Consider the following 6,980-nt stretch of genomic DNA (forward strand, 5'->3'; position numbering starts at 1 on the left):
CAATTGCTAGCTACAACAGAGCAAACTGGCATACTCATTTAACCGTTGCTGCTGCGGTATTGTTGATTGGCTCATTTATGGGTGCATTCTCAATGATCAGTTGGTTAATTTTCTTAGCAATTGCTATTCCTCTGTCGGTAACAAGCATTCGCCGTCAATATATTGTTGAGCCTATTTTCAAAGCATTTAAAAAAGTGACGCCAAGTATGAGCGACACCGAAAAATCGGCGATTGATGCAGGTACTACGTGGTGGGAAGCAGATCTGTTCTGTGGTAATCCTAACTGGAAAAAAATGCACCAGTACCCTGTGCCACGTTTAACAGCTGAAGAGCAAGCATTTCTTGACGGCCCAGTAGAAGAAGTGTGTGCAATGTTAGATGATTGGGAAGCAACCCATGAATTAACCGACCTTCCACAAGATGTTTGGCAATATCTAAAAGATAATAAGTTCTTTGCCATGATCATCAAAAAGCAATACGGTGGTCTAGAGTTTTCAGCATACGCGCAGTCATGTGTGCTGCAAAAACTAACATCAAAATCAACACTACTTTCATCAATTGTAGGTGTACCCAACTCATTAGGCCCAGGTGAGCTACTGCAACATTATGGTACTAAAGAGCAAAAAGACCATTATTTACCAGGCCTTGCTAAAGGTGATGAAATCCCATGTTTTGCGCTTACTTCACCAGAAGCCGGTTCTGATGCGAGCTCAATCCCTGATTTTGGTATTGTATGTAAAGGCGAATGGAACGGTGAAGAAGTGTTAGGTATGCGCCTAACATGGAACAAGCGCTATATTACGCTAGCGCCAGTTGCAACCGTGCTTGGTCTTGCATTTAAACTACGTGACCCAGATGGTTTACTAGGGGATAAAGAAGATTTAGGCATTACTTGTGCCCTTATTCCAACAAACACCCCAGGCGTTAAAATTGGTCGCCGTCACTTCCCTCTGAACGTACCATTCCAAAATGGTCCAACGCAAGGTGAAGAGGTATTTGTACCTATCGATTACATTATCGGTGGCGCAAAAATGGCCGGTCAAGGCTGGCGTATGCTGGTTGAATGTTTATCGGTTGGTCGTGCAATTACATTACCATCAAACTCGGCAGGTGGTATTAAAGCACTTGCGATTGCCAGTGGTGCTTACAGCCGTATTCGTCGTCAATTCCGCTTACCTATCGGTAAAATGGAAGGTATTGAAGAGCCATTAGCAAAGCTTGGTGGTTATGCTTACAGCTCAGATGCTGCTGTTTCAATGTCTACAGGTGCTGTTGATTTAGGTGAAAAGCCATCGGTAATTTCAGCTATTTTAAAATATCACCTAACTGAGCAAATGCGTGATTCAACTAAACACGCTATGGATATTCATGGTGGTAAAGGCATTTGTTTAGGCCCAAATAACTACCTTGGCCGTGGTTATCAAGGTGCGCCAATTGCTATTACAGTAGAAGGTGCAAACATTCTAACACGTAATATGATTATCTATGGTCAAGGTGCCATTCGTTGTCATCCGTTTGTGTTATCTGAGCTTGAAGCATGTAACATTGAAGACAAAGAAGCCGCACTTGCTCAGTTTGATAAATCACTGATGGGCCACATTGGCTTTACCATTTCGAACTTTGCACGCACTTTATGGCTTGCTCTAACGGGAGCACGTTTTACTAAAACGCCTTACGACGATGAAACAGCGCTATTTTATCGCACCGCAACGCGTTACAGTGCATCGCTTGCATTAATGTCTGATATTTGTATGGCCGTTTTTGGCGGCTCACTGAAGCGTAAAGAACGTATCTCAGCACGTTTAGGTGACTTACTAAGCTATCTATACTTAGTATCTGCAACGCTTAAGCGTTACAACGATGAAGGTCGCCGCAAAGAAGACTTCGCGCTTGTTCAGTGGAGCTGCCAGGATCACTTATACCTGTGCCAACGTGCACTTGCAGATCTTATCAACAACATGCCGTTTGCACCGCTTCGTGGTTTCTTAAAGCTGGTACTATTCCCTTGGGGTCGTCCAATTCGTAAACCAACAGACGAATTAGAGCAAAAAGTAGCACGTTTACTACAAACACCAAGCGAAACGCGTGACCGCTTAGCTCATAATATTTATGTTACTAACGAGCCATTAAACCTAATTGGCCGCCAAGAGCAAACGCTAAAAGACATTCTTGCTGTTGAGCCTATCTTCGACAAAGTATGTCGTGCTAAAGGCGATAAGCTGCCGTTCTTTGCTCTAGATAAAGTTGCAGAGATGGGACTGGAACTAGGTGCCATTACTACTGATGAAGCCGAGCAATTAAAAGCTGCTGAAGTAGGTCGATTACAAGTTATCAATGTAGATGATTTTGACCCTGCAGATTTACTTGCAGGTAAAGCAGCCCATTCTGTAAAGAAGGTGAAAGCTGCATAAACGACTTCTTAACTAATTGATTCTGTTATAAACTAAGCCAGCACTTGCTGGCTTTTTTATGCCGGTTGCAAAATAATAATAACGAATGGAATCAATGTGAAGAAAAGTATTTTTATATCAGTTTCGGTGATAGCTTTATCAATAGCTTATGTGTTCTCTGACACACTTTTTAATCAACCATTAAAAAGGGAATCATTAGAAAATAAAAATGATAGGGTTATTGAAGATCAAGTATTACATCATAATGGCACAGTTAATTTAAACTATGCTAAAGAGAAATCAAACACATCACATTCTGAGATAAACAAAAGCACAGAACATAGCAACTCAAAAATCGCTACATGTGACAAAGAGCCTAACTTCGATATCTACCACTACTTTGCATCTCAGGAAACTCTAGAAAATAATATTTTTGATGACACCTACCTAAGTAATTTGCTTGACCAAGATGCCGTGTCTTTAGAGAGTCAAACAACACAAGCTCTCTTATCACTTTCGAAAAATCCTGACGACATCACTTCCTTGTTAGAACTCTATCAAGAGAATCAAAACAATAAACTCATTGCGCATCACGTATTAATCGCATGCAAAACTCAAAAATGTGACAAAACACTTATTTCTATTGCTTTAAACACCGACAGAAATAATGGTGCTAGCTGGCTTGCTTACGCTAATTTAATCCACAGTGAAGAAAACCTCGAAAATACCATCAGTGCTCTTATAAATGCTGCCAATGCGCCTGTTTATACTGAGTATTGGTCAGAACGATTTAATTTAGTTGAGGAAACCCTTAACCAGCTTGGAATTAATACTGAATATTCACCAATACTCTCTCAACCTATTTCAGCCGCATTTCCACTACCCGGGTTTAGGGTTATCAGTGATATTTGTCAGAACGCAGATCCTAACGACATTAGATTACTCGATGCATGTATTAACTTGGGAAAACAGCTAGAACTAAGCCAAAGTACACTCATCTCAACCGCAATTGGTGTCGCTCTACAAAGAAAAATATTTAGTAAGTTAGATGACCAAAATGCGCTTAGCTTTTTAGAAGAAAAATCTAAAGGGTTTAATCAGCAGATGATGCAAAACGCTAAGGCGTCTCAGATTATAATGCGTAATAAACAATACGCACTTGCATATTTTGAGTATTTAAAACACAGTAGCGAAGTTGCAGCCAACAGCTTTCTTATCAATCAAGCTAAGACGCTTTCTAGCCTTGACGGTTTTGATCCTTGTGCAGTTAATTGGTGATTTAGTCGGGGTTTTAGTGTAACCAATAGCTTAGCGTAATCGTTATACCGCTTATCACAAACCACCCTAGTGCATAATGTGTGGGCTTTCGTTTTGCAAATAGAATTGCCAAGATTCCAGACACAGTGAAAATAACTAAGCTTGGCAGTTCCAGCGTTATGCTCTGTAAAGGCAAAAGCCCTATTAAAAGCAAACTACTAGGTGCGAGAAATTGCCCGATTAGTAATTTTTTCGGTGTCCCCATGCTGTTAATATAATGCACATGCTGTGCAACATATTCGTTTTGATTAAGTTGTTGGCTAGACGCGATATAGACAACAAAAGGGGAAATAAAACAGTGGATAAAAAAATCGAGAACAGGCCGTTCGGTATATAACACATTGGCACTAACCAATAACGCCAACAACAATAATAGACGCCACCAAATTTCCGCAAGATTATGCCAATGGTAGCTAAGCCAAAAACCTAAAGGCAGCTTTATTCTCAAATTTACATACTGTTGGCTTGGCAAAAGAAAAATCACTGTAAGCAAAAGCAAATACGTATTTAATAACGTTACTAATTGCCAATCAAACAGCATTGGTAACACAATGACACATATACTATACGATTTAATGCGCGCTGGCTTAAATGTGGCAACCAAACCACTTGCAAATAAACACAGGCAAAAAATTAAAAAGTGCCCTGCTTGTTGCCATTTATCCAACTCAATTGATAGCAACAATGGCAGACATAACAAAAATAAGAGATTACCTGCTAATCCCATTACAATATCAGCAACGTTGCGCATAAATCGTTTAACTAAAGTACGCTGAAATAAACGATGCTTGTTATCTGTTGCTCCTTGGCTTAATGCCACACTCAGTTCACTTTGCGCGACAATAAGCGCCACAACTAGTACTTTCGCTAATTCATCTGCTACTAAAATTTTGCCAAGCGCGAGATAAACCAACAGTACAAGCCCTGCTACTGCCGTATACATGAATAAAACTAAAATAGTGCCAAGCTGTTTTAATTGCCCAAGTTGCTCAGCAATAAAGTGATGAAAGGCTGAAAAGCGATACCTTAAAAACGCTAAGTTAGTCATTCAACAATGCCTGTACAGTAAAACCAGCATTAATAAAAGGTTCTGGTTCATGACTTGTTACAATTACTTGCCCTTTAAACTGCTTAATCCAGTCCATCAAAACAGGTAAGCTTTTATGTTCAAGTGCTGCTGTCGGCTCATCGAGTAATAGCACCTCAACATTTCGCATCATCGCGTTAATAAGCTGTAGCTTCTTTAAATTACCACTCGATAAGTTTACGACCTTAGTATTTAGGAAATCAGCAAAGTTAAACTGTTTAACTAGGTTGTCTGAATGTTTGCAGTCTTGGTATGTAGCTGTTAATTCAAGAATTTGTTTCGCAGTCAAAAACGCCGGGAAAGTAATTTTGTCACTGGCAAGTGATACACATTGTTGTAAATTGGTGGCATTTACTATTTTTCCGCAAAGCCTGATCTCGCCTTTTTGAAATGTTTCAAGCCCAGCAAGCAGTGCTAATAACGTTGACTTGCCTAGACCATTTTGACCTGTTATAAGCAAACGCTCAGGTACAAATTGCGCGGTATAGTTTGAAAAAACCACTTTATCGAAATAAAGCTTAGTTAAACCTTTTATCTGAAACAAAATGACGTCCAAAATTATCCTTAAGCATTGTTAATTTTGCTTTTTTACTTTCTAATAGTCAAAGAGTTATCATAAGCTATGCTTAAACCTAATAAGCTTGCTTTTGTAGTGTTTTATTTGGAGTTACACGATGAAAAAAACCGGTTTCACACTTATTGAGTTGATCATTGTGATTGTTATTTTAGGCTTGCTTGCTGTTGTTGCAGCCCCCCGCTTTCTCAATCTACAACAAGATTCGCGCATCAGTGTATTAAAGGCAACAGCTGCAGCCATGAAAACAACCGCAGAGCAGATAAAAGCTAAAGCACTAATACAAAATGTTAAAAATGGTAACGTCGAACTTGATGACCTTGGCATTAATGTGCTGGTGTATAACGGCTACGTTGAAGGTTACTGGAATGGCGCGTGGCGTTACATTCTAAACATAGGTAAAGAAATTCCCTTTACATCAGCAAGTGCCGTTTGCACTTTGAATTCACTTTGCGGTGTTGGAAGACAACGAACCGCACCGGGGTTTCCACTCACCACAAATGGTACCGCTGGACTTATTTTAATTTGGCCAAAAGGATTACGTCTCTCAGACGAGTGCTACGCTTACTATTACAACAAACAAGATGGCACAAGCCCAAATACAGGTGTTGTCTCCTCAGGGTGTTAAAAAGCCAACAATTGTTGGCTGGTACTGACTCTATTAGTTTTGCGTGTTATCAAAGCACTGTTTTAAGCTAAAGAGCATGCCTTTTTTCAAACCATCTACATACAAACGACTTCTTAATGTACCCTCTGCGTTTTCACCACGCAAAATACCACCTGCGGTATATCGAAAGAATACTCCATTTCCCTGTACCTTCTGACATAATTCACGCTCTTTTACTTGATAACCGATAGCGAATCCTGAAGGCCACATAGCCACCATAAGCCCAAAGACAACAAGTGCGGATATCACAACTTTTTTCATTAATCTCTTTTCCAAAAAGTTTTGCCATAGCTTAAATAGAGCAAGCTGAATATTGGATTAATACCAATTCTGTTAAGTATGTGATGAGGGATAGTGCTGGATAAATGAAAAGCTAACAAGGCGGAATTTTTCTTATGCAGTTGCTCTACATTGATAAATTCTAACGCAGTTAACATAATATTTAGTCCGCTAAGATGATTTGCTACTTAAGTGAGTTGGTATAATTAATGACAAAAAGTAAAGTAGTGAGCTAAGAGTTAGACAGATAATAAGTTTATTTTGTTAAGAAGCTTGAGATTTAAAAGCGATATTAAAAACAAAAAATAGTACTAACCGTGTTAGATTACGATAAGCATTGGTGGTGAATTAGAATCTTATATTAATGATTCAAGAAGAAAACAGACTTTTTAACGGCAAGGTTTATCGTAAAACATTAAAAAGGGAATTATAAAATGGCGGAGTGGACGGGACTCGAACCCGCGACCCCCGGCGTGACAGGCCGGTATTCTAACCAACTGAACTACCACTCCGCATCGGGGAAAAATTTGCTAATGGCGGAGTGGACGGGACTCGAACCCGCGACCCCCGGCGTGACAGGCCGGTATTCTAACCAACTGAACTACCACTCCGCTGAGCAAATTTTAAATGACATAAGATGGCGGAGTGGACGGGACTCGAACCCGC

The 6,980-nt window shown here is 39.9% G+C and carries 6 protein-coding genes and 2 tRNA genes; 3 read left to right on the plus strand and 5 right to left on the minus strand.

The window, feature by feature from the left end:
* Nucleotides 1-2: 2 nt before the first annotated feature.
* Complete coding sequence (fadE, locus tag ABYD77_RS16615; protein ID WP_372771222.1) at nt 3-2,411, plus strand: acyl-CoA dehydrogenase FadE; 2,409 nt, start codon at nt 3-5, stop codon at nt 2,409-2,411.
* 96 nt (nt 2,412-2,507) lie between these two features.
* Nucleotides 2,508-3,668: a hypothetical protein gene (locus tag ABYD77_RS16620; protein ID WP_372771223.1), complete on the plus strand. Its 1,161-nt coding sequence runs from the start codon at nt 2,508-2,510 to the stop codon at nt 3,666-3,668.
* Nucleotides 3,669-3,681: 13 nt separating this feature from the next.
* On the opposite strand, the gene ABYD77_RS16625 is transcribed toward ABYD77_RS16620, so the two are convergent.
* Both ABYD77_RS16625 and ABYD77_RS16630 read right to left on the minus strand, forming a co-directional pair.
* The gene (locus tag ABYD77_RS16625; RefSeq protein ID WP_372771224.1) at nt 3,682-4,755 is read right to left on the minus strand and encodes a DUF6136 family protein; all 1,074 of its coding nucleotides are present in this window, start codon (nt 4,753-4,755) and stop codon (nt 3,682-3,684) included.
* Entirely contained in the window at nt 4,748-5,338 is a 591-nt protein-coding gene (locus ABYD77_RS16630) for an ATP-binding cassette domain-containing protein (RefSeq protein ID WP_372771225.1), read from the minus strand. The genes ABYD77_RS16625 and ABYD77_RS16630 overlap by 8 nt, the downstream gene beginning before the upstream one ends.
* Before the next feature lie 130 nt (nt 5,339-5,468).
* Here ABYD77_RS16630 and ABYD77_RS16635 point away from each other — a divergent pair, with 130 nt between their 5' ends.
* The gene (locus tag ABYD77_RS16635) at nt 5,469-5,996 is read left to right on the plus strand and encodes a prepilin-type N-terminal cleavage/methylation domain-containing protein (protein WP_372771226.1); all 528 of its coding nucleotides are present in this window, start codon (nt 5,469-5,471) and stop codon (nt 5,994-5,996) included.
* 33 nt (nt 5,997-6,029) lie between these two features.
* On the opposite strand, the gene ABYD77_RS16640 is transcribed toward ABYD77_RS16635, so the two are convergent.
* The 3 genes from ABYD77_RS16640 to ABYD77_RS16650 all read right to left on the minus strand — a co-directional run bounded on the left by ABYD77_RS16640 (nt 6,030) and on the right by ABYD77_RS16650 (nt 6,925).
* Complete coding sequence (locus tag ABYD77_RS16640; RefSeq protein ID WP_372771227.1) at nt 6,030-6,296, minus strand: hypothetical protein; 267 nt, start codon at nt 6,294-6,296, stop codon at nt 6,030-6,032.
* Nucleotides 6,297-6,749: 453 nt separating this feature from the next.
* A tRNA-Asp gene (locus ABYD77_RS16645) sits at nt 6,750-6,826 on the minus strand.
* A gap of 22 nt (nt 6,827-6,848) precedes the next feature.
* Nucleotides 6,849-6,925 (minus strand) — tRNA-Asp (locus tag ABYD77_RS16650).
* Nucleotides 6,926-6,980 lie beyond the last annotated feature (55 nt).

It is taken from the genome of Pseudoalteromonas sp. (genome assembly GCF_041629635.1).
Taxonomy (GTDB): Bacteria; Pseudomonadota; Gammaproteobacteria; order Enterobacterales; family Alteromonadaceae; genus Pseudoalteromonas.